Genomic DNA, 3260 nt, shown 5'->3' with positions numbered 1-3260 from the left:
GCACCGACGAGATCCGAGCGGCGACCGAGCGCGCCTCACTGCCGCCGGCCGAGGCCGACGCGGTGGTGGACACCCACGCCCAGGCCCAGCTGAACAGCCTCAAGGCCGCGATTCTTGCAGCCGTCGGCATCCCTCCACGTTCACCCGCAGAGGGTGATGTTCAAGCCCCCAGGGCGGCGGAGCCTGAAGGTGACTACGAGTGGCAGGAGGAAGACCATGGGCAGCCTGTACATGGCGTACGACTATCCAGTGCTGGGCGCTTTCTGGACAGTCATGTGGATCTTCCTTTGGGTCCTGTGGCTGATGGTGCTCTTCCGCGTCATCGCCGATATCTTCCGTGATCACGAACTGCATGGCTGGGCGAAGGCGGCCTGGCTGCTCTTCGTGATCGTCGTCCCGTTCCTGGGTGTTCTGGTCTATGTGATCGCACGCGGAAAGGAAATGAGCCAACGCGAGGTACGGCAAGCCAGACAACACCAAGAAGCTCTCGATACATACATCCGCGAAACAGCGACAGGCGCCGGCGGAAAGAGCGACGCTGACGAGCTGGCCAAGCTCTCGGACCTCAAGGCAAAAGGCGAGATATCGGAGGAAGAGTTCCAGCGCGCAAAGGAAAAGATCCTTCGGTGATCCCCGTCTGTCCGACAACGGCGTGAGGTCCGGGGAACGTCCATGAATCGAGGCAACCCGTGTCATCACCGACAATGACGCATCGCTCCGAGACCTCCGAGGCAATGGCCGGCGGGCTAACGATATTCGCCGCAGTGATGCTGATCATCGCGGGTATCTTCGGTGTCTTCCGGGGCATCATGGCTATCGCCGAGGACGACATCTTCGTCAACGCACCGAACTACATCTTCAAGTTCGACGTGACGGGCTGGGGCTGGATCCACCTCATTGTCGGAGTCGTGGCCATCCTGGTGGGCTTGAGTCTGTTCAAGGCCGCGCTTTGGGCGAGGATCGCGGGCGTCGTCATCGCGGCGCTGTTCATGATCGTGAACTTCCTCTCCCTGCCGTACTACCCGTTCTGGTCGATGATCCTGATCGCCATGGACGGCTTCATCATCTGGGCGCTGTGCGTCGTCAGGCAGAAGGATCTCGCTTAGGGCGGGGCTTGTTCTGGTCGGAGCACACCTCCGTGTCGAAGCATTCCGACATCCCGGAGGGAAAGTGGCGTCGCGTTGTGCCGGGCGTGCCCGGCCTCGTGGTGCTCAAGAGGTACCGACGAGCGTGGCTGCGCGAGGACCTCATGGCCGGGATCACGGTTGCCGCCTATCTCGTGCCGCAGGTCATGGCGTACGCCAGTGTCGCCGGTCTGCCACCGGTCGTGGGACTGTGGGCCATCCTGCCCGCGCTCGGACTCTAGTGAGCACGGTGGCCATGGACGTTTTGGAAGATTCACAGCGTGGACCGGGAAGCGCCTGGCAGCGGGGAGTCATAGGCCAGGTCCACCGGCCGTTCATGGACGCCTTCTCTCGGCTCCCTGCGGCCGACCACTCGAGTGCGGCACACGGCTCTCTCGATTCTCCTTCCTCCGCGCGGGCGGTCGGCCTCGAATCGACGCGTTCGGTAGGGAAAACGGGACCCTTCCGGCTTCATATTCATGCGCGTTCGGTCAGTGCGTTGTCACGTGTCCACCTCGGCGGCGAGTTCGGCGAAGCCGAGTGCGCGCAGAACACTGCCTGCCGCGTCGACCACCCGCGCGCTGCCGACGATAGACCACACCATGACGCCCTTCATATCCCCACCTGCCGAAGCAAGCGGTTCCGCCGCCGGCAGGCCCCTGAGCAGCAGGACCACCCTGCTTACGGAGGACTCACAGCTACCACTCCACCTGGCCGCTCAACTCTGCCCAGGTATAGCTGTCCATACTGTCGTGAGGGCCGATCCTGGAGAGTTCCGAGCCGTCACCCCCCACAGCCACGAGGAGCGGTCGTATCCCCCCGTGGCCCGTGGACGGGGACTTCCAGACCACGATGAGCCACCCATGCCCAGGCACCTCGATCCGTCGGTCACTGAGGAGGAGATGATCCACCTCGGCCGCCACCCGGAGTTCGCTGGACCCGACCCACGAGCCCATCCCGATGAAGTCCGGATGACGATGCCGCAGGCGATAGGCATAACTCAGGCAACCTGCGCCTCCGCCGAGCTCGATCATGCCGACCTGCCCCGGCTGGCCCACCGCCAGCCTCTCGGCTGGCAGGTCACCGCCCGACGCACTCCCACGAGCTGTGCACTGCCACTTCTCGCCGCAACGCTCAATCAGTGCGGTATGCGTCTCTGCCCTCGCGGATCCGGGACGCCAGACGAGCCAGACTGCGCCGACGCCTGCATCCAGGTCGACGTCACCCGACACCAGGGTCGCCCAGCGGCGAGGCAACCAACAGGGCTGCGACGCCTCACCGTTGACCACGCGCCGGACCACCCTCGGCAGAATGATCTCCATCCAGCGGTCGATACGGCGCATCCGACGCAACTCTGCGCGAGTGGACATGTACACACGGTACCCAGCGGCGAAGCCCGCGACGACTGTCGGTGGCCAGTTAGATCTCCCCGCCCACGGCCGCCTGACGGGGAATCAAGTGGCCGTGGCTAGATTCACTGTCAGTGACGAACGGGGTCCCCCTCATCTGGGTGAGCCACCGATGTCCACGGTTCTTGTGGTGGCGTCGTCGGCCAAGAGGCCGACTCGGGTTTGGGTGCTCTGCCATGCGGCGGACGGTCGCTCGGACGTTCTTCAGCGGCCGTCGCACGGGTCGTCGTCCGCAGACACCGGCTTGGTGTCTGCCGCCAGGCAGGAGGAGTACACCCGCGGCGGCGTGGGCCGCGGCTTCGGTTCCGACGTGGCGCCCACGGCAATGATTGCCCCGGCACAGACGAAGGTTAGCCCTGCCATCGCGGCGAGCCAGGTAGCGCGGCTCACTGAGCGCCACGGAAGTGGTTACGGAGATCGTCACGGCAGTCGTCCTCGGTGCCGACCTGGACTCGCGAGAAGACCAGCATTCCGTCTCCCTTGCCTTTCTGCTTGGCCTTGGCCAGCTGCGTCTCGATGTCCGCGATGCGCTCGGCGCACTCGGCACTGACGGACTTCTCGGGCTGCGGGGCCGGTGCCGAGGAGGCGTTCAGTTTGGCGGTGGCCGCGAGGCCAGCCGCGCACAGCACCGCCCACGCGGCAACCCACGAGCGGCGGCTCATCCGTATCGGCTTAGGCATCCAGACATCCTACGAGTGCCGCGGCGGGCTGTCGCCGAATCGGGACT

General features: G+C 65.0%; 4 protein-coding genes and 1 pseudogene. 3 read left to right on the top strand and 2 right to left on the bottom strand.

Annotated elements, in window-relative coordinates; all coding sequences use genetic code 11:
* Positions 1-216 precede the first annotated feature (216 nt).
* The 3 genes and pseudogenes from AB0D04_RS42425 to AB0D04_RS42415 all read left to right on the top strand — a co-directional run.
* Positions 217-630, top strand: coding sequence for an SHOCT domain-containing protein (locus AB0D04_RS42425; RefSeq protein ID WP_362712814.1), 414 nt, complete (start codon positions 217-219; stop codon positions 628-630).
* A 74-nt stretch (positions 631-704) separates the two neighbouring features.
* Positions 705-1106, top strand: coding sequence for a hypothetical protein (locus tag AB0D04_RS42420; protein ID WP_362712812.1), 402 nt, complete (start codon positions 705-707; stop codon positions 1104-1106).
* Positions 1107-1138: 32 nt separating this feature from the next.
* A pseudogene (locus AB0D04_RS42415) lies at positions 1139-1363 on the top strand (SulP family inorganic anion transporter); the annotation flags it as partial.
* A gap of 459 nt (positions 1364-1822) precedes the next feature.
* Here the strand turns inward: AB0D04_RS42415 and AB0D04_RS42410 are convergent.
* Together AB0D04_RS42410 and AB0D04_RS42405 are read right to left on the bottom strand one after the other, a co-directional pair.
* Positions 1823-2494, bottom strand: coding sequence for a hypothetical protein (locus AB0D04_RS42410; RefSeq protein ID WP_362712810.1), 672 nt, complete (start codon positions 2492-2494; stop codon positions 1823-1825).
* A gap of 425 nt (positions 2495-2919) precedes the next feature.
* Positions 2920-3213, bottom strand: a complete 294-nt coding sequence (locus AB0D04_RS42405; protein ID WP_362712809.1) for a hypothetical protein — start codon at positions 3211-3213, stop codon at positions 2920-2922.
* Positions 3214-3260: the final 47 nt, after the last annotated feature.

This window comes from Streptomyces sp. NPDC048483, assembly GCF_040651455.1.
Classification (GTDB): domain Bacteria; phylum Actinomycetota; class Actinomycetes; order Streptomycetales; family Streptomycetaceae; genus Streptomyces.
Note: the sequence above shows the minus strand (reverse complement) of the source record. Positions and strands in the feature narration are given on the sequence as shown.